This window comes from Deinococcus sp. Marseille-Q6407, from assembly GCF_946848805.1.
In the GTDB taxonomy this organism is placed as follows: Bacteria; Deinococcota; Deinococci; order Deinococcales; family Deinococcaceae; genus Deinococcus.
In genome coordinates this window covers 339,524-358,813 of the sequence record NZ_CAMPFU010000002.1, presented here as the reverse complement: position 1 = coordinate 358,813, position 19,290 = coordinate 339,524, and the positions used below count along the sequence as shown (strand labels likewise).

The following is a 19,290-nucleotide window of genomic DNA, read 5'->3' as shown; positions in this document are numbered from 1 at the left end:
TCGCCAGCCCGCCGGAGCCTCTTTCTCCGCTCCCCGTGTTCCCTGCCCCGCAGGGGGCGAGGCGGAGCCGTGACGCCAGGAGTACACCCATGACCCAGACCCAAGCCGCCCAACTTCAGGGCGAAATTGACCGCCGCCGCACCTTCGCTATCATTTCTCACCCCGACGCCGGCAAGACCACCATCACCGAGAAACTGCTGCTGTACGGGGGCGCCATTCAGGAAGCCGGCAGCGTGACCGCCAAGCAGGGCCGCAGCCACACCCAGTCCGACTGGATGAGCATCGAGCAGCAGCGCGGGATTTCCATTTCCAGCAGTGCGCTGACCTTCGAGTATGGTGGCCGGCATATCAACCTGCTGGATACCCCGGGACACCAGGACTTTTCCGAGGACACCTACCGCACCCTGACCGCCGCCGACTCGGCCCTGATGGTGCTGGACGCCGCCCGTGGCGTGCAAGCCCAGACCGAGAAGCTGTTCGCGGTGTGCCGCAACCGGGGTATTCCCATCCTGACTTTTGTGAACAAGATGGACCGCCCGGCGCTGGACCCCTTCGAGCTGCTGAATCAGGTGGAAGAATCGCTGGGCATCGTGGCGGTGCCGCTGACCTGGCCGATCGGCGACGGCCCCGACTTCAAGGGCGTATATGACCTGCAGACCAAGCGGGTGCTGGCTTTCGAGCGCACCTCCGGCGGCAAGCACCGCGCTCCGGTGCAGACGGCCGGCCTGGACGACCCCAAGCTGGCCGAACTGGTCGGCGCTGACCTGGCCGCCGCGCTGGCCGAGGCGGTGGAACTGATCGAAGGCGCCCTGCCGGAATTCAGCCTGGACGCTTTCCTGGCCGGCGAAATGACCCCGGTGTTCTTTGGCAGCGCCATGAACAACTTCGGGGTGGAGCACTTCCTGAGCAACTTCGTGCAGCTGGCCCCCGCGCCGGGGCCGGTGGAAACTGACCAGGGCCTGCGGGCACCCACCGAGGAGTTTGCCGGATTCATCTTCAAGCTGCAGGCCAACATGAGCCGCGCGCACCGTGACCGCACCGCCTATATGCGGGTGATGTCGGGCGAGTTCGACCGTGGGATGGACGTGATTCACGGCCGCACCGGGCGCAAGCTGCGGCTCTCGCAGGCGCACACGCTGTTTGCCCAGGACCGCGAAAAGGTGGAAGAAGCCTACCCCGGCGACATCGTGGGTCTGGTCAACCCCGGCGTGTTCCAGATTGGCGACGTGGTGAGCGTGAGCGGCAAAGTGGCATTGCCCAGCTTCCCACGCTTTACGCCCGAAACCTTTGCCAGCGTGTACCTCAAGGATGTGGGCAAGCGCAAGGCATTCATGAAGGGCCTGACCCAGCTGGCCGAAGAAGGCGTGGTGCAGGTGTTCTACCCCACTGACGGGGCGCGTGAGCCGTTCTTGGGTGCGGTAGGCCCGCTGCAGTTTGAGGTGTTCCAGGCGCGGCTGGAAGAGGAATACAAGGTGGAGGTAGAGATGAGCGTGACGAGTTATTCGCTGGTGCGCTGGATTGCCGGCGAGGAAGGCAGCGTGGCCCGCTTTGCCCGCACGATGGAAGACGATCAGGGCCGGCCGGTGATGCTGTTCAGAAGCAAATACGACCTGGACTACACCGCCGAGCAGCACCCGGAAATCGAGTTCCTGCCGCTGCCCAAGGACCTGACGCGCGTCGAATGACAGGGGTAGACCTCAGGGAATTTTCGGCGGCGGCCCTGGCCGGGGCGCAGGCCCTGCCCGAAGGGGCCGTCAAGGGCCTGAAACTGCGCCGGATGCCGCAGCAGGGCGTCAAGGGCAACGCCCGGGTGCGGGCCGGCAAACGCTGGTTCGCGCAGCGCTTCGTGCTGGACAGTGACGGACACCTCACCGAGAGCCGCTGCTCGTGCGGTGAGGTCCACTGCGCCCACCTGGCGCGGGTGCTCGGCAGTGTGCAGCTGGAACGGGCACAGCAGGCGCTGCTCAGCGGCGAACAGGAGCAGGCAACCGGGCCGGAGCAAGCGGCTGAGGCCAAACCCTCTGACGCGGCCGGGCAGACCCGCAACAACCAGCCCGGCAATGCCCAGGCCCAGCCGGCAGAAGTGGCCGCCGACAGTCCTGCCGGTGGCAGCGGCAAACACCGCAAAAAGCGCCGTAAGAACGCGGCTGGCACGCAGGACGCTGGAACTCCGGCTGCCGAGGCAGGCGCTCTGGCACCCGCCCCCTCCGGCAAACGCCGGGGCCGGGTCTCGCGGGCACGGGCCACCGCCGAGCAATACGGGCCTTTGCTTCAGGGGCTGCGCCGCCCGGAGGCGCCCCGGCGCGGGCAGGCGCTGCGCTACCGCCTGAACCTGATTCCCAACCCCGAAGGTGGCCCCGACCTGGTGAGTGTGGGCGTGGAGCAGGCCCGCTACACCCGCGCCGGCGTGCTGCTGCCCGAGCATTCACTGGAACTGCCGCCTGCCGGCAGCCTGGAGTGGCGCCGTGGCTGGCTGGACACCCTGCCGCCCGGTGCCGACAGCGACCGCGAACTGCTGCGCGGCCTGAGCGAATACGGCGACCCGGCCCTGCTGAACGACCAGCCGGTGCAGCTGCTGCGCCGCGAACTGCTGACCGACCACCTGCTGGCCTCATTGCTGGCCACTGGCCGGCTGCACGCCGGGGGCGACGCTCAACCGCTGGCCCCCGGCCCAGCCCGGCCCCTGCGCTACGCCTGGAAACAGCGCCGCGGCGGCGCGCAGCAGTTCGAGCTGCGCGCGCCGGCCGGGCTGGACGAACGCCAGATCTTCGGGCTGCACAGCCGCTGGTATCTGGACCGGGAAAACGGGCAGCTGGGCGAGGTGCTGGGCCTGCTGCCGCCCGCCGTGGAGCAGGCGATGCTGGACCTTTCGCCGCTGGCCCCCGAGCAGGCGGCCGCCACCCGTGTCCTCTTGGCCCAGCAGTTTCAGGAGCTGCTGGGTGAGCGGGCCGGCGAGGTGCCGCTCCCGCAGGCCATGCAGGAACACGCGGAAGTGGCCCCGCACCAGCCGGTGCTGACCTTGCATGAAACCGAGGTGCGGGCCGGCCGGGGCCGTCACCGCCAGACCCAGCCGGTGGCCGTGGCCGAGCTGCACCACGAGTACGCCGGGCAGCGCCTGGACGGAGACGCGGAGGGCGCTGCCCAGACCCTTTACCGCCGCGACCCAGACGCCGAAGCCCAAGCAGAGCGGCAGCTGGCTGGCAGCGGCCTGCACCCGCTGAGCGAGCTGTTTCCGGCCGCTACACAGCCGCAGCACCCCACGCTGGAACAGCTGTACAGCGTGACCGACCCGGCCGACTGGTACCACTTCCTGCAGGACGTGCGCCCGCGGCTGGAAGAGGCCGGCTTCCGGGTGGACCTGGCCCCCTCCTTTCCCTACCACTTTGCAGAAATCGAGGAATGGTACGGGGCCGCCGAGGAAAGCCGCCAAGGCGGCTGGTTCGACCTGGAACTGGGGGTCACGGTGGGCGGGCAGCGCCACAGCCTGCTGCCGCTGCTGACCGGGCTGCTGGAACGTCAGCCGGAATTGCTGGATTCGGCCACTCTGGCGGCCCTCCCGGATGACCGCCCACTGCTCACCGCGCTGCCGGACGGCCGCACCCTGGCCCTCCCTGCCGGGCGGGTGCGCGACATTCTCAGCGTGCTGGTGGAACTGCACCTGCAGGGCCGCCAGAGCAGTTCCTCGCTGCGGCTGTCGGTGCTGGACGCCGGCCGCCTGGCCGAGCTGGACCGGGCACTGGGCCTGCGCTGGCTGGGCCGCCAGGACCTGCTGGAACTGGGCCGGCGCCTGCAAGACTTTGGTGGCATTCCCCCGGTGCGGGCGCCGCGCGGCCTTCAGGCCCGGCTGCGGCCCTACCAGCGCCAGGGCCTGGGCTGGCTGCAATTCCTGCGCGAGTACGACCTGGGCGGCGTGCTGGCCGACGACATGGGGCTGGGCAAGACGGTCCAGACCCTGGCCCACCTGCTTACCGAGAAGCGCGCCGGCCGGGCCGAAGGCCGCCCCAGCCTGGTGGTGGCGCCCACCTCGGTGCTGGGCAACTGGCGCGCCGAGGCCGAGCGTTTCACGCCGGGCCTGCGGGTGCTGACCCTGCACGGCCCCGGCCGCCAGCAGTACTTTGGGCGGCTGGAGGACTACGACCTGGTGCTGACCAGCTACGCCCTGCTGCCGCGCGACATCGAGGCCCTGCGGGAGCAGCCGTTTCATCTGGTAATTCTGGACGAGGCACAGAACATCAAAAACCCGCGCAGCGCCGCTGCCAGGGCCGCACGGGCTTTGCAGGCCCGGTACCGGCTAGCGCTGACCGGCACCCCGCTGGAAAATCACCTGGGCGAGCTGTGGTCGCTGTTTCACTTTCTGATGCCGGGACTGCTGGGCAGCGAGCGGCAATTTGGTGAGCTGTACCGCACGCCTATCGAAAAAGCCGGCGATCTGGCCCGGCAGCGCGCCCTGGCGGCCCGCACCCGGCCTTTCGTGCTGCGGCGCGACAAGCGGCAGGTGGCCCGTGAGCTGCCCGACAAGACCGAGGTGGTGGTGCGGCTGGACCTGGAAGGCGACCAGCGCGACCTGTACGAGACGGTGCGGGTCAATCTGGAAGGCCGGGTGCGCCAGGAGCTGGAAGCCCGCGGCCTGGCCCGCTCCAGCGTGACCATTCTGGACGCGCTGCTGAAGCTGCGGCAGGCCGCTACCGACCCCCGGCTGGTGCGGCTGAGCATGGCCGCGCAGGTGCAGCACAACGCCAAGCGCGAATGGCTGCTGGCCCAGCTGCCGCAGATGGTGCAAGAAGGCCACCGGGTGCTGGTGTTCAGCCAGTTCGCCTCTTTGCTGGGGTTGCTGGAAACCGACCTCAAGGAGCTGGGTATCTCCTACAGCAAGCTGACCGGGCAGACCCGCCGGCGTGCCGAGGCCATCGAACGTTTTCAGAGCGGCGAGGCCGAGGTGTTTCTGATCAGCCTCAAGGCCGGGGGCGTGGGCCTCAACCTGACGGCGGCCGACACGGTGATTCACCTGGACCCCTGGTGGAACCCCGCCGCCGAAGCGCAGGCCACCGACCGCGCCTACCGCATCGGGCAGGACCAGCCGGTGTTCGTATACAAGCTGATTGCCGCCGGCAGCGTGGAGGAACGGATTCTGGAACTGCAGAGCCGCAAGGCCGCGCTGGCCCAGGGCGTGCTGGACGGTGGCCTGACCAGCGCCGCGCAGCTGACCCAGGCCGACCTGGACGCCCTGCTGGCCCCGCTGGCCGCCGGCGAGGAAAAGGGCAGCAGCGAAGCAGCCACCGGCCCCCTCCCCTTGCCGGCAGCTGAGGAAGCAGCGCCCAGGGCCCCCCGCCCAGCCCGCAAACCCGCGGCCCGGCGGGCCAAACAGGCGGCCGGAAAGGCAGAGAAGAGCAGCGCAGCAGCAGTCAAAGAAGAAGAGGAAGAAGCCCCAGAGCCCGAGCCGGTCGGATCCTGAACAGCTGAAGCCGGGAGGAAGGGGGGCAGCTGCCCCCTCCCCCTACGGCTCATCTCAGACGAACTGGCCGTCGCGCTGCCAGACTTCACCGTCCAGGCTGACGGTGCCGCCACCGGCCGCCGGACGCAGGTCGGTGATCAGGTCCCAGTGAATGCCGCTTTCGTTGAGGCCGCCGGTCTCCGGATAGGAGCGGCCCAGCGCCAGGTGGACGGTGCCGCCCATCTTCTCGTCGAAGAGGATGTTGCCGGTCGGGCGCTGAATTCCGAAGTTGGACCCGATACCGATTTCGCCGAGGCGGCGGGCGCCGGGGTCGGTGTCCAGCGCGGCCAGCAGCACGTCCTCGCCTTCGTCGGCGCGGGCGTCCACCACCAGACCGTCCCGGAATTCCAGCCGGGCGCCACGCACCCACTGACCGCCGTAAATGGTGGGCACGCTGAAGGTCACGTAACCGTTGGCGGTGTCCTCGATGGGGCCGGTGAACACCTCACCGCTGGGCATGTTGCGCCGCCCGTCCGAGTTGGACCAGGTACGGCCCCGCACCGAGAAGGTCAGGTCGGTGCCGGCATTCTGAATGCGGAACTGATCGGCGCGGCGCAGCCGCTCGATCAGGCCGGCCTGCATCTCGCGGATCTCGCCCCAAGCGGCCACCGGGTCGGCGCGGTCAAGAAACATCGCCCGCATCACGAAGTCCTCGAACTCGGGCAGCGGCATATTGGCCTGCTCAGCGGCAAATTCGGTCGGGTAGAGGGTCAGGCTCCACTTTTTCTGCGAGCGCACGGCGGCCAGCTGAGCGCCGCTGGCCACCAGCCGGGCGTGACGCTTCGGGTCGCCGGCCAGCGGGGCCTCGGGCGCCTTGACGCGCAGGGTGCCGTCCATCTGCTCCATGCTGAGCAGCTCGCCCTGGTGAACCTGGTCCAAGACATCATCGGCAGCCAGCGCCGCGAAATCGTCCAGCTGACCGGGATATTCCAGCTGCATCACCGGCCGGGCGCCGCGGCGCAGCACCGTGCGGTACAGCTCCTGCATCAGCGGCAGCGCCAGGGTCGAGCTGGCAAGTTGCAGGCGTTCGCCCAGCTGGGCGTACAGGCAGTAGTCCACCAGCAGTTCGGCATGCTTGGCGGGGTCGTAGGGAAGAAATGTTGGCATACTGCCCAGCCTAGACCATTCCGGCCGGCCCCCTCCCCAGGGGCCGCCCTACCCCACCCCCGCTTCCAGCAGGTCATGCACAATCCGGGCGGTCATGCCCCAGACCCGCACCCCCCGCGGAAAATACTCGTACATGGGGTACTCGCGGCCGTCCGGCAGGGTTCGCAGTGTGGGCGGCGCCGCCGTCTGGCGCAGTTCGTCCAGCGAGCAGAGCAGCAGCCGGTCCACCTCACCGGGGTTGAGCCGCAGCTGCTCTGGAAACTGGAAGCGCGCCAGCACCGGCGTCACGTGAAAGCCGATTGGCGTAAACACGTCGTCCAGCTCGCCCAGCAACGTCACGTTCTGCGGTGGCAAACCCACTTCCTCCCAGGCTTCCCGCAGCGCCGCCTGCACCGGCGTCTCGCCCGCTTCCAGCGACCCGCCCGCGAACGCCACCTGCCCCTGATGGGTGGGCAGGTCGGCCGAGCGCACCGTCAGCAGCAGCCGCGGCACCGGCTCCAGCGACAGCGCCGCCAGCACCGCCGCCCGCCGGAAATCGGGCAGGTCCAGCTGATGCCGCGAGCGCCGGGCCACCCAGGCGGCCCAGGGGTCGGCCGCCGGGTCATACAGGAGTGATTCTTCCAGGGGGTCCAGCGCCGGCTCAAGCTGTGGCTTCATCGGTGTTCCCGCTTCTCTCCTCTGCCGCCCGTAAGGCGCGGGCCGTGTGGTCGCGCAGCGCCAGCTCGGGGTTCACCCCGGCTGCCCGTGCCCAGGCCACCGCTGCAGCCAGCACCTCGGCTACGCCCTCGGCAGTCTCAGGGGCCTGCGTGACCGCCTGCAACAGCGCCGCACGGCCGCCGGGGACAGCGCCAGTCTTATGCTGAACCTGCCGCTCGCGTTCCAGGGCCCCCAACGCCGAGGGCAGCTGCTCGGCCAGCGTCTTCTCGCGGCCGCCGCGTTCCTCACGCTTAACTTGCTCCCACACGCCACGCACCTCGCTGGCCTGGGCCAGTGGCGCGTGGGCACCGAACACATGCGGATGGCGCCGCACCATCTTTTCCACGATGCCGCGCTCGATCTCGGCGTAGGAGAAAGTGCCGTGCTCCTCGGCAATCACCGAGTGAAAAGCCACCTGCAGCAGCACGTCCCCCAGCTCACTGCACAGCTCGGCGGGGCCTTCGGCTACGGCGTCTACCGCCTCGGCCGCTTCTTCCAGCAGGTAGGGGCGCAGCGACTCGTGGGTCTGTTCGCGGTCCCAGGGGCAGCCGCCCGGGGCACGCAGCCGGCGCAGGGTGGTCAGCAACTCTTGCATTTTCTTATGCTACGCCCCAGCCACTGCTACCGCCGCCCCGGCTGTGACGGCCAATCACCAGATTCAGCGGGTTTTCATACCCCGTCAGGTTGCGCGTGCGACACTCGGGGTCATGAAGAAGACCCTGTCCGCCGTGGCCCTGGCCACACTGACCGTTCTGCCCGCCGCACATGCTCAGGGGAGCAGCTGGGGCAACATCAACCCCGCCACCGCCACCTACGTGATTCTGAACCCCCAGGTCAACGGCAACCGCAGCCTGGTCAGCGCCGGCGACTACCAGACGGTCGTCAAGGCCCTCGCCAACGATTCGGCCGGCGCCCTCAAGCGCCGCTACCCCGGCGCCACCATCACCACCAATGCGAACACTCCCGGCGCCATCCAGGTCACCCCGGTGCTGAATGCCCCCGGCGCCCTGCTGCCCTGGGCCAAGTTCTCGGCCGCCATGAACCTGAAGCTGCCCAGTGGCCGCAGCGTGAATGTGGCGCAGAACTTCGGCGTGCTGGAGGTCTACAACCACCGCGCCGACGCCGCCAACTACATCTTCGATCAGCTGGCCAAGCAGCTGCCCTGAGCCTGCCGGGAGTCACTCAAGTGTCTCGTCCCCAGTCCCCTCCATGGGGGCTTTTTTTATGGGTCTAAACCGGAATTCGGCAATTTCCCACGTTGCCGGCGGCCCCGACGCGTTAGGGTCGGAGGCATGACGGATCAGAAAAAAGTTGGAGAAGGCAAGAGCGCGTTCGTAACGGGCGGCAGTAAGGGCATCGGCTACGCGGTAGCGCAGGCGCTGGCAAAAGCGGGCTACAGCGTGACCATCACCAGCCGCAACGAGCAGGAAGTCACCGGGGCCGCCGCCCAGATTGGCAGCCAGGTGCGCGGTGTGGTGTGCGACGTGCGCAACCCGCAGGCGCTGCAAGAAGCGGTAGATGTTCATACGGGCATTTTTGGCGGGCTGGACGTACTGTTCGTGAATGCCGGCGTGGGTAAGTTCGCCAACGTCAAGGACATGAGCGTGGAGGACTGGGACACGGTGGTAAACACCAACCTCAGCGGGGCGTTCTACACGGTCAAGGCGGCGTTGCCCGCGCTGACCCGGAGCGCCAAGCAGGGCGGCGGCTACATCTTCTTGCTCTCCAGCCTGGCCGGCAAGAACCCCTTTGCCGGTGGCGCCGCCTACAATGCCAGCAAGTTCGGCATGAACGGCCTGAGCGAAGTGCTGATGCTGGACCTGCGCGAGGACGACATCAAGGTGACGCAGTTCATGCCCGGCAGCGTGGCGACCTACTTCAATGACCACACCCCCAGCGAGGCCGACGCCTGGAAGATTCAGCCGGAAGACATCGCCCAGCTGACGGTGGACCTGCTGGAAATGCCGCGCCGCACGTTGCCCAGCCGGGTGGAAGTGCGCCCCAGCCGCCCGCCCAAGAAGTAAATGCCTAACCCGTAAGGCTGGGGCAGAAGGGTCCGTCTCGGATTCCTTCTGCCCTTTTTTGTGCTCTGCTGATGCTGAACCCGGTCCGGGGTCACGGCCGCTGTCCCGGCCCAGCCGCTAAACTGGAGCGTATGAGTCAAGATTCTGCTGCCTTTACCCCCGAACGCCCGCTGCGGGTGGCCGTGATCGGCTCCGGCCCCAGCGGCATCTACTCGGCCGAAAGCCTGATCAAGCAGGCCGACGTGCCGGTGGAGGTGGACATCTATGACCGCCTGCCCACCCCTTACGGCCTGGTACGCTACGGCGTGGCGCCAGACCACCTCACCATCAAGAGCGTGACCAAAGCTTTCGAGAAGACCCTCAACGACGACCGGGTACGCTTTTTGGGCAACGTAGAATTTGGCCGTGACCTGACCCGCGAGCAGATGCTGGCCCATTACGACGCCGTGATCTACGCGGTGGGGGCCAGCAGTGACCGCCATCTGGGTATTCCCGGCGAGGAGCTGGAAGGTTCTCTCAGCGCCACCGAGTTCGTGGCCTGGTACAACGGCCACCCCGACGCCGCCACCCGTGACCTGGACCTCAGCCGGGTGAGCGGCGTGGCCGTGGTGGGCGTGGGTAACGTAGCGCTGGACGTGAGCCGCATCCTGGCCAAGACCGCCGCCGAGCTGCACAGCTCCGACATCGCCGGGCACGCGCTGAATGTGCTGGAGCGCAGCGGTGTGAAGGACGTGTATATTCTGGGCCGCCGCGGCCCCCTGCAGGCCAAATTCACCACCAAGGAACTGCGCGAGTTCGGAGAGCTGGAAGCGGCCGGCGTGGACCTGCACCCGGAAGAAATTCAGGTGAGTGAGGCCGAAGAAGCCGCCATCGGCGATAACGTGGTGAAAAAGAACCTGGAAGTGCTGCGCGGCTTCCAGACGCTGGAGCAGCGGGACGTGCCGCGCACAGTGCATTTCCGTTTCCTGGTGTCCCCGGCTGAAATCCTGGGTGACGAGCAGGGCCGGGTGCGCGCGCTGCGTATCCAGAAAAACCGCCTGACCGAAAGCGGCAGCGCCGAGGGCACCGGCGAGTTCGAGGAGCTGCCGGTGCAGCTGGTGCTGCGCTCGGTAGGTTACCGGGGCGTGCCGCTGCCGGGCGTGCCGTTCGACGAGAAGTCCGGCACCATCGCCAACCAGGGCGGCCGGGTCACGGGCGGCCAGCAGGAATACACCGCCGGCTGGATCAAGCGCGGCCCCAGCGGCGTGATCGGCACCAACCGCAAGTGCGCGGCCGATACGGTCGCTCTGCTGCTGCAGGACGTCAGCAGCGGCGTCCTCACGCCCCGCACCGGCAGCCGTGAAGCCCTGGCCGATCTGCTGGCCCAGCACCCGGTGTACACCTACGAGGACTGGCAGGAACTGGACCGCTATGAAACCAGCCTCGGCGCCGAAGCAGGCCGCCCCCGCCATAAGGTGGTGCAGCTCGAAGAGATGCTGACCCACCGCCGCGGCTAAGGCGCACCTCTTTCTTCTCCAAGAAAACTGGAGGAGTCAGGGCCACAGCGAAAGTTTCCTCGCTGTGGCCCTGTTTCTTTTTGCTGGCCGTGCCCAGAGGCCCTCTTCAGGCCAGCCGGCTGGGGCCGATCTCGGCCTGATGGGGCCGGGGCTGAAGGCCTTGCTGGTCAATCAGGCGGCCCACCTGCTGGCAGCGGCACGAGCGCGAGCGGCACAGCAGCGCCTTGGGGTCACGCTGCAGCAACTCTACCGCCCGGTCCACCAGCGGCCGCAGCGGATAAAGCTGTAAGGTGGAGCGGCCCACCTGCACCCGGCGGCCCAGATCCTGCACATAAGGCGCCAGATTCCCGAAATCCGCCGAGCAATTGGGAAAAGCCATCTCGGCGATCCGGCCGTCCAGCTCGGCCCAGCGGGTCAGGTAAGGCACGCCCGCCAGATACTCGGCGTAGTGAACGGCGGTGCTGCTGTCCCACTCGGTGCCGATCATCAGCGAGTAGCCGTCCAGCTCGTAAAGCGCCCCCACCGGCCCGTAAGGCTGAGCCAGCGTCTGGCTGCGGGCCACATACTCAGCTTCCTGCCCTATTGCCACAAAGCTGAGGGTGGGATGAAACGACCGCGCGGCGTCCCCGCGCTCCACCATCTCCTGCGGCAGCCGGCCCAGCTCATGGCTGACCCGCCGGTCGCGGCTGAAGCGGGCGTGCACCGGGTCACTGGGACGGTACAGCATGGTGCCGTAAGTGAAAGCCGGCGCGGCCAGCGTGGCCGTGCGCCCCAGCAGGGTATCGACCAGGGTGCGCGAGCCGCCGTCCAGCCGCCCAAAGGAGCGTAGCGATGCGTGGGCCAGCACATGCTGGGTGCCGTCCAGTCCCAGTTCGGCCAGGCCAGCGTCCAGCTCGGCAGGCGTGACCACGGGTTTGTTCATCAGGGTAAACACAGGTTCCTATCCTATAGCGCCGGCAGCAGCGCGAAAAGGCGCTGGGCCGCCAAAGAGAGAGGGCCTGCGGCTCCTCCCGGCGGCAAGGAGCCAGGAGAGCCACAGGCCACACCCCAGAGAAAGACTTACTTCACGAACAACATCTGGCGGTAGGTGGGCAGCGTCCAGCGCTTGTCGCTGACCAGATGCTCCAGCTGATCGGCCACCCGGCGCACCTTGAGCATGGCCGGCAGCACGCTGTCGCGCACGTGGTGGGCCTTGTCGTGGGCTTCTTCCCCGCCCAGGTCGTCGTTGTGCTGGCGCAGTTCCTGCAGGGCACTGTACAGAGCGTCGGTCAGTTGTTCCACTTCACTGATCAGCGACTTGACCGCCTGACTTTCGCCCGAAGCGTACAGGTCGCGCAGATAGCTGAGGGTGTCGGGCAGCAGCACCGTCTGGGCGATGGTCTCGGTCAGCTCGCCTTCGATGTTCACCGTCTTGAAGTAGATGTCGAACATGATTTCCTGCCGGGCTTCCAGCTCGCGCTGGTTCAGCACCCGGTGGCGCGAGAACAGGTCGACGTTTTCCTGGCTGGTCAGGTACGGGAAAGCGTCCAAGCTGGTGCGCAGGTTCAGCAGGCCACGCTCGAACTCGGCCTCGTGGTGCCAGGCTTCGTTGTAGCCGTCTCCGTCGAACAGGATGCGCTTGTGCTGCGAGTAGGTTTCACGCACGATCTCGCCCACGGCTTTGTCGAGGTCCTCACCCGAGTCCAGCCGCTCCCGGAGCTGCGCCGTCAGCTGCTCTACCGCATCGGCCACGATCAGGTTCATTACAGTAATAGGCATCGAGATGCTCTGCGAGGAACCGGGCGCACGGAACTCGAACTTGTTGCCGGTAAAGGCAAACGGGCTGGTGCGGTTGCGGTCGCCGGCATGGCGGGGAATGTCGGGCAACACAGCGCTGCCCATGCCCAGCAGGCCCTTCTTCTCGCCGCGGCCGCCCTCGCCGCTCTCGATGCGTTTGAAGATTTCGGTCATTTCACTGCCGAAGAACATGGAGATGATGGCGGGCGGCGCTTCTTGGGCGCCCAGGCGGTGGTCGTTGCTGGCGCTCGCCACGCTGATTCGCAGCAGGTCCTGATGCTCGTCGACCGCCTTGATCATGGCCGCGCAGAAGAACAGAAACTGCAGGTTCTCGTGCGGAGTTTCGCCCAGCTCGAACAGGTTCTCGCCGGCGTTGGTGGACATGCTCCAGTTGCAGTGCTTGCCCGAACCATTCATACCGGCAAACGGCTTTTCATGCAGTAGGGCCACCAGGCGGTGGCGGCGGGCAGTGCCCTGCACCACCTGCATGGTCAGCTGCTGGTGGTCGGCGGCCACATTGGAATCCTCGAAGATCGGGGCCAGCTCGAATTGTCCGGGAGCCACTTCCTTGTGGCGGGTCTTGACCGGGATGCCCAGTGCATAAAGTTGCGTCTCGACATCGCTCATGAAGTTCAGCACGCGGTCAGGAATATGCCCGAAGTAGTGGTCTTCCAGCTCCTGGCCGCGGGGCGGCTTGGCGCCGAAGAGGGTCCGGCCCGCCATCATCAGGTCGGGGCGCTGGTAATAGAATTCCTCGGCAATCAGGAAATATTCCTGCTCGGCTCCCAGGGTCGAACCCACCCGGGTGCCGGCCGAGGCGCCGAACAGTTCCAGAGCCGGAACCACCGCGCGGTTCAGCGCTTCGCTAGAGCGCAGCAGCGGGGTCTTCTGGTCCAGCGCTTCGCCGTTCCAGGACACAAAAATGGCCGGAATACACAGGGTTGCGCCGGCATCGTGCCGCCTGATAAATGCGGGGCTGGTGGGGTCCCACACCGTGTAGCCACGGGCCTCGAAGGTGGCGCGCAGGCCGCCCGAAGGAAAGGACGAGGCGTCGGGTTCGGCCTGAATCAGTTCGCTGCCGCCGAATGCGGAGATGACTTTGCCGTCGCCCACTGGGCTGAGAAAGGAGTCGTGCTTCTCGGCGGTCGAGCCGGTCATCGGCTGGAACCAGTGGGTGTAGTGGGTGGCGCCGCGCTCCATGGCCCAGTTCTTCATCGCCAGAGCGACCGTATCGGCAATGCCCGCGTCGAGGTCGGCGCCGCGCTCGAAAGTCGCCTGCAGGCTCTTGAACACCGGCCGGCTCAGGCGGCTGCGCAGATCGTCCAGCGTCAGCACGTCACTGGCGTAGACCTCGTCAATCAGCTGCCGGGGCGAGGGCAAGTCACGCATGTTGGTCTGGCGGGAAGCGGAAATGACGTTGAAATCTTTATCCATGGATGACACCTCTTCATCTGGAAAGCCGGTCTTCCGGTCACGAGGAAGGCAGCTTGACCCACATAACTTTTGAAAACGCCTGCCGTGAAATGGGGCTGGCGCAATTCAAGGCCACAGTATAGGGGTGCATAAAAAAACGTGAAGCAGGTGGGCGCACGGTATTTTGGAGCCCAGGCTGCTAGACTAAAAGACCTTTTGCCCCATATAGCCCTTAAGGCTGTCGGCCGGCAGTGTCCAGCAGGGCAGTCAGCGCCTGCCTGACCTGCTCCCGTAGGTCCGGCAAACTCCTGGCATTTTCAACCACGGTATCGGCCCGGGCACGTTTTTGCTCGGGTGGCCACTGCGCCGCTTCGCGGGCCAACGCCTGTTCGCGGTTCAGCCCGCTGCGCTGCGCCAGCCGCGTCAGCCGCAGTTCCAGCGGAGCGTCCACCACCCACACGGCGTCCATCTCCTGGTCCAGGCTTTTTTCAAACAGCAGCGGAATATCCTGCACCACCCAGCTTTCGCCCCGTTCGGCAGCGGCCCGCAGCGCCTGCAGGGTGGCGGTGCGAATCCGGGGGTGGGTCAGGGCTTCAAGCTGCGCCAGCTGCGCGGGATCGGCGAAGACCCGGGCAGCCAGGGCGGCCCGGTCCAGCTGCGCCGCCGCTCCCTGCCCGCTGACCACTTCCGGCCAGAGGGCAGCCAGTTCAGCCAGCACCTCAGGGTCGTCAGTGACGCTGCGGGCCAGGGCGTCGGCATCAATCACGGTCAGGCCAGCTTCCCGCAGCAGCGCGGCCACGGTGCTTTTGCCCGCGCCGATGCTGCCGGTCAGCCCCAGGCGGCGGGGCAGCGCCCGTGGTGCCCCTGCCTCCCCAGCCGCAACGTCAGCGGCCGGCCGCTCCTGGCTCACTGCCCCGCCGCTCCGGACGTCGTCTGGCTGCTGGAGGAAGAAGCGTCCCCACTTCCCTGCCCCTGGCCGCCCGAAAGGTCCGGCGAGTAAGAAGGCAGGTCAGCCGTCTTGATACGGCGCATGATGACCTGCTCCGGCGGAGTGAATTCGGTCGCCAGACGGCCGGTGCGGCGGTCAAGGCCCACCAGCTCGGTGGAACTGGCGTCGCTGGGGTTCCATTCCGTTTCTCTGTAGCGCGCACCCTGGGCCGGCAGGGTCTGGCCCTCGGTGTCGGTGGCCGCGTCCTGGTAGCTGGGGTCGATGTAAGCGAACTTGACGCCCGGCAGCCACTGCTGGTCCGGATGCGGGGCAAACAGAATGCCCGGCGGCTGATGGTACTGGGTCTTGGTCTTGCCAGCGTGCGCCACTTCCATCATCCGCTTCCAGATCGGGGTATTGATCACGCCCGAGTAGGAGTTGATGGGCATGTTGCCGCCTTCTTGCTTACCGACCCACACCGCACCGGTATACAGCGGGGTGGTGCCCACGAACCATAGGTCCTTGGGACCGTTACTGGTCCCGGTCTTGCCAGCCACCGACCAGTCACCGAACTTGGCCCCGCTGGCCAGACCGCCGCGCTCCTGCGGAAGGTCGTTGACCACGCCGTGAATCATGTCCAGCCCCAGGTAAGCTACCTGTGGCGACCATACCCGCACCGGCTTGATGTTCTCGGTGGAGGCGTCGTACAGCACCTCGTCGCGGGCAGTGGTCACGCGGGTGATATAGCGAGGCTTGTAGTACAGCCCGCCGTTCACGAAAGGCGCGTAAGCCGCAGCCATATTTACCGGGGTGGTTTCGATGGCCCCCAGCGCAGCAGCCAGACCGGTGCCGTCGCTGGGCGGAATGCCCAGTTCGCCCAGCTTGCCGAAGAATTTTTCCAGCCCGATCCGGTCGGCCAGACGCACGGTGACCAGGTTCAGCGAGCGGTCGAGCGCCTCGCGGATGGTCATGTTGCGGAAGGTGGTGGCCCCTTCAAAGTTCTGCGGGCTGTATACACCACCTTTACAGGTGTCACACGGGAAGCTGACCGGGCGATCTTCCTCGCGGTGGTCCTGGCGCAGGCCGGTGCTCAGGCCCAGGGTATAGAGCAGCGGTTTGATGGTGGAACCGATCTGACGCTGGCCCTGTGCGGCGTTGTTCCAGTCGGGTAGAGGCTCGCCCTCGCGGATTTTCTGGCCGATCATGCCCAGCACCTCACCGTTGTAGGGGTTCAGGATGACGGCGCCCATCGTTGCGCCGTAGGGCAGTCGCCGGGCCTCGCGGCTGGCAATTTCTACGGCGTTCTGCACCTTCATATCCAGCGTGGTGTACACCCGCAGGCCGCCGGAACCATACACCTTGTCGCGGCCCAGCAACTGAATAAGTTCCTGCTCCACCTGCTGATTGAAGTGCGGTGCCCGGTTGGTGGTGACGTCGCGCAGTTCCTTGGCCTTGGGGTTCACCAGCTTGGCGCTGGCGATCACGCCCGGTTTGCTGTACTGCACTTTCCAGCCTTTGGGCTGTAGTTTCTCGGCCAGCGCCTGCTGATGCTGCTCCGGAGTAATCCAGCCGTCTTCCTGCATGCGGTCCAGCAGAAGCTTCATAAAGCCGTAGGTCTGCTCGAAGTTCTGGTAACGCTGGTAAGGATTAGGAATCAGCGCCGTCAGGTAGGAACTTTCGGCCAGCGACAGTTCACGCGGTGTCTTGCCCAGGTACGACTGCGCCGCCGAGTAGATGCCGTACAGTTCCACCGGGCCGCCGTCGCCCCAGTAAATCGCGTTGAGGTAGTTCTGGAGGATTTCCTCTTTGGTAAAGGAGCGCTCGACCTGCACACTGAGCATCCATTCCTTGACTTTGCGGTCCGGCGTGGCGCGGCCACCGAACTCGTCCCACAGCAGGGTGTTCTTGATCAGCTGGTTGGTGAGGGTACTGCCGCCCTGCACGTCCTTGCCCTGGGCAATGCGCTGCACCTGCCGGCCGATGCCGACCGGGTCAAGGCCGTAGTGCTCGAAGAAGTGCCGGTCTTCGTTGGAAATTACAGCGGCCGTCATGAAAGGGCTGATTTCATTGAGGCGCACCAGCGTGCGGCTGACTTTCTGCTCACCGATGCGCGGCACCAGGGTGCCCAGCGCCGTGCCGTCACGGGCGAACACCCGCGTCTCGGCGCCCAGCGTGAGGTTGTCCAGTTGATGATAGTCGGGCAGTTCTCCTGCCCATTTCATGGCGAAGGCGCCGGCCAGGCCAGCCCCGGCCAGCACCAGGGCCAGCACCAACGAAAAGAAGAATTTCAGAAATTTGCCCAACAGTCTCAAGTGTCTCTCCCTTGTCTCGCTGTGCAGCGATTTGCCCGCAGTCTACCGTCCCCGGGGTCAGGGCAGGTTAGAGGGCCGCTCCCGCAGTGGGGCAGCAATACAAAACGCCTCCCAAAAAACAACTTCCAAAAAAAGAGCCGGAGCAAGGAGCGCCCTGCGGCGGCTCCTCTCCGGCTCGCGGGCCCGGGCTGCCCGGGTCAGGTCGCAGGTTATTTCTTCTGGGCCGCCTGAGCGGCTGCGGCCTGGCGGGCAGCAATGCTCTCTTCGCGCAGCTGCCGGCGCAGGATCTTGCCCACGGCCGTCTTGGGCAGCTCGCTGCGAATTTCGATCGAGCGGGGAGCCTTGTAGGGGCTGAGGTGCTGGCGGCAGTACTTGATCAGGTCCTTCTCGGTGGCGCTCTGGCCCTCTTTAAAGGCCACCACGGCATGTACCGTTTCGCCGCGGTACTCGTCGGGCACACCGACCACGGCCGCTTCCAGCGCGGCCGGGTGGGCGTAGAGCACCTCTTCTACCTCGCGGGGGTAGATGTTGTAACCGCTGGCGATAATCAGGTCCTTCTTGCGGTCCACCACGTAGAAGAAGCCGTCCTCGTCCATGCGGGCCATGTCGCCGGTCAGCAGCCAGGTCTTGCCCTGGTATTCACGCAGCGCCTTGGCCGATTCGTCGGGGCGCTGCCAGTAGCCTTTCATCACCATCGGGCCGCTGACCCACAGCTCGCCCACTTCGCCCTGCGCCACGGCGTGACCGTCTTCATCCATCAAGATGGCGTCCACACCCGGCAGCGGCAGACCGATGGAGCCTTCGCGCTGTTCGCTGTTGACCGGGTTGACGTGGGTGATGGGGCTGGATTCGGTCAGGCCGTACCCTTCGACCAGGTTGGCGCCGCGGGTGATCTGCTTGAAAGTACGGGCCGTTTCCAGCGGCAAGGGTGCGCTGCCGCTGATGCAGGCGCGGATGGAAGTGAGGTCGTGCTTGGGGGTGTCGGGGTGGTGGTTGATGGCGTTGTAAAGGGTGGGTACCGCCGGGAAAAGGGTCGGCTTGACCCGGTCAATTTCTGAAAGCACCATCTTCAGGTCGCGCGGGTTGGGAATCATCACGGTGTGGCCGGCGCCCAAGACGTTCAGGTTCATGGAAGCGGTCATGCCGTAAACGTGGAAGTAAGGAATGGCCGCCAGACCGATTTCCTCGCCTTTTTTCAGGTCGCTCAGCCACGACCAAGCCTGCTCGGCGTTGGAAAGCATGTTGCGGTGGGTCAGCATGGCGCCCTTGGGCACGCCGGTGGTGCCGCCGGTGTACTGCAGCAGCGCGGTGTCGTCGGGGCGCAGGGTGACCGGGGCCGGAGTAGGCTGCTGGGAATCAATCACGCCCTTGAGCGGCAGAATTTTATCGGTCCAGTGAATCGGCACGTATTCCTTGTCAATCACCTGCTTGACGGGAAACAGCAGGTTCTTGGGGAACGGCAGGGCGTCCTGCACGCGGGCCACGAACACGCGGCCCACCGGCACCTCGAAGCGCACTTCGAGGTAGCGTGGCAGCAGTGAATCCAGAATGATCAAGGTGGTAGCGCCGCTGTCGACCAGCTGGTGCTTGAGCTCGTCTGCCACGTACAGCGGACTGGTGTTCACCACTACGGCACCGGCCAGCAGCGTGCCATAAAAAGACACCATGAACTGCGGCAGGTTGGGCAGCATGACCGCTACGCGGTCGCCAGGCTTGACGCCGGACTTTTGCAGGGCGGTCGCCAGCTGCTGTGTCTGCTGCCACAGCTGAGCGTAGGACAGTGTGGCGCCCAGAAAAGACACGGCCGGGCGCTCACCGAAATCACGGGCGTTGTCACGCAGTAGGTCGGTCAGCACGCGGTTGGAAGGGGTGAAATCATGCGGAACACCCTGTTCATACAGAGCGGTCCAGGGGCGGGACAGATAGGTCTGGGCGTGATCTTGCGTCATGAAATCTTTTCCTTTCGGGAAATACCGGCCTGCAGAAAAACCACAGTCCCGCACAGCATTTCCAGTGCTACGCCGGCAGCGCTAGGGGCTGCTACCCG

At 66.3% G+C, this 19,290-nt stretch carries 13 protein-coding genes; 5 read left to right on the top strand and 8 right to left on the bottom strand.

The features are described 5' to 3' along the window. Window positions 1-89 precede the first annotated feature (89 nt). Together OCI36_RS03745 and OCI36_RS03740 are read left to right on the top strand one after the other, a co-directional pair. On the top strand, window positions 90-1,685 hold the full coding sequence (locus OCI36_RS03745; protein ID WP_261663737.1) for a peptide chain release factor 3: 1,596 nt from the start codon (window positions 90-92) through the stop codon (window positions 1,683-1,685). Beyond that, window positions 1,682-5,452, top strand: a complete 3,771-nt coding sequence (locus OCI36_RS03740; protein WP_261663736.1) for a DEAD/DEAH box helicase — start codon at window positions 1,682-1,684, stop codon at window positions 5,450-5,452. Before OCI36_RS03745 ends, OCI36_RS03740 begins: the two co-directional genes overlap by 4 nt. Before the next feature lie 54 nt (window positions 5,453-5,506). On the opposite strand, the gene OCI36_RS03735 is transcribed toward OCI36_RS03740, so the two are convergent. The 3 genes from OCI36_RS03735 to OCI36_RS03725 are packed head-to-tail and all read right to left on the bottom strand — an operon-like array spanning window position 5,507 to window position 7,889. Then, window positions 5,507-6,598, bottom strand: coding sequence for an aminopeptidase (locus OCI36_RS03735; RefSeq protein WP_261663735.1), 1,092 nt, complete (start codon window positions 6,596-6,598; stop codon window positions 5,507-5,509). Window positions 6,599-6,646: 48 nt separating this feature from the next. After that, window positions 6,647-7,255 carry an NUDIX hydrolase gene (locus OCI36_RS03730; protein WP_261663734.1) on the bottom strand — a complete coding sequence of 203 codons (609 nt, stop codon included), beginning with the start codon at window positions 7,253-7,255 and terminating at the stop codon, window positions 6,647-6,649. After that, entirely contained in the window at window positions 7,239-7,889 is a 651-nt protein-coding gene (locus tag OCI36_RS03725; protein ID WP_261663733.1) for a MazG nucleotide pyrophosphohydrolase domain-containing protein, read from the bottom strand. Before OCI36_RS03725 ends, OCI36_RS03730 begins: the two co-directional genes overlap by 17 nt. A 112-nt stretch (window positions 7,890-8,001) precedes the next feature. On the opposite strand from OCI36_RS03725, the gene OCI36_RS03720 reads away from it, so the two are divergent. The 3 genes from OCI36_RS03720 to OCI36_RS03710 all read left to right on the top strand — a co-directional run bounded on the left by OCI36_RS03720 (window position 8,002) and on the right by OCI36_RS03710 (window position 10,814). Further along, on the top strand, window positions 8,002-8,460 hold the full coding sequence (locus tag OCI36_RS03720) for a hypothetical protein (protein WP_261663732.1): 459 nt from the start codon (window positions 8,002-8,004) through the stop codon (window positions 8,458-8,460). A 126-nt stretch (window positions 8,461-8,586) separates the two neighbouring features. After that, window positions 8,587-9,318 carry an SDR family oxidoreductase gene (locus tag OCI36_RS03715; RefSeq protein WP_261663731.1) on the top strand — a complete coding sequence of 244 codons (732 nt, stop codon included), beginning with the start codon at window positions 8,587-8,589 and terminating at the stop codon, window positions 9,316-9,318. Between the two features lie 131 nt (window positions 9,319-9,449). Continuing rightward, window positions 9,450-10,814, top strand: coding sequence for an FAD-dependent oxidoreductase (locus tag OCI36_RS03710; protein ID WP_261663730.1), 1,365 nt, complete (start codon window positions 9,450-9,452; stop codon window positions 10,812-10,814). A gap of 106 nt (window positions 10,815-10,920) precedes the next feature. Here OCI36_RS03710 and OCI36_RS03705 read toward each other — a convergent pair whose 3' ends face one another. The 5 genes from OCI36_RS03705 to OCI36_RS03685 all read right to left on the bottom strand — a co-directional run bounded on the left by OCI36_RS03705 (window position 10,921) and on the right by OCI36_RS03685 (window position 19,192). After that, window positions 10,921-11,736: an AAC(3) family N-acetyltransferase gene (locus OCI36_RS03705; RefSeq protein ID WP_261663729.1), complete on the bottom strand. Its 816-nt coding sequence runs from the start codon at window positions 11,734-11,736 to the stop codon at window positions 10,921-10,923. Window positions 11,737-11,873: 137 nt separating this feature from the next. Further along, a complete protein-coding gene (locus OCI36_RS03700; RefSeq protein WP_261663728.1) occupies window positions 11,874-14,024 on the bottom strand; it encodes a glutamine synthetase III in 2,151 nt (716 codons plus the stop codon). Window positions 14,025-14,235: 211 nt separating this feature from the next. Then, on the bottom strand, window positions 14,236-14,913 hold the full coding sequence (gene coaE / locus OCI36_RS03695) for a dephospho-CoA kinase (protein ID WP_261663727.1): 678 nt from the start codon (window positions 14,911-14,913) through the stop codon (window positions 14,236-14,238). Then, on the bottom strand, window positions 14,910-17,237 hold the full coding sequence (locus OCI36_RS03690; protein WP_409996721.1) for a transglycosylase domain-containing protein: 2,328 nt from the start codon (window positions 17,235-17,237) through the stop codon (window positions 14,910-14,912). Before OCI36_RS03690 ends, coaE begins: the two co-directional genes overlap by 4 nt. 215 nt (window positions 17,238-17,452) lie before the next feature. Continuing rightward, complete coding sequence (locus tag OCI36_RS03685) at window positions 17,453-19,192, bottom strand: long-chain-fatty-acid--CoA ligase (RefSeq protein WP_261663725.1); 1,740 nt, start codon at window positions 19,190-19,192, stop codon at window positions 17,453-17,455. Between the last annotated feature and the right edge of the window lie 98 nt (window positions 19,193-19,290).